Raw genomic sequence first — 237 nt, forward strand, 5'->3', positions numbered from 1 at the left:
CTCGATCGGTGAGCTGGCCGCTGCACACGTCGCCGGGGTCCTCTCCCTGGCTGATGCTGCGGCTCTGGTGGCGGCTCGTGGCCGGCTGATGCAGGCGCTTCCCGCCGGTGGGGCGATGGTGGCGGTGCAGGCGTCCGCGGAGGAGGTCCTGCCGCTGCTGGGCGCCGAGGTGGGTGTCGCGGCGGTCAACGGCCCGAACTCGGTGGTGATCTCGGGTGCCGAAGCCTCGGTGCTCAA

At 72.6% G+C, this 237-nt stretch carries 1 protein-coding gene; it reads left to right on the plus strand.

The features are described 5' to 3' along the window. Positions 1-237 (plus strand): acyltransferase domain-containing protein (locus tag UK12_RS35995; protein WP_045307444.1); only part of this gene is annotated, 237 nt, incomplete at both ends.

The organism is Saccharothrix sp. ST-888, assembly GCF_000955975.1.
Lineage (GTDB): Bacteria > Actinomycetota > Actinomycetes > Streptomycetales > Streptomycetaceae > Kitasatospora.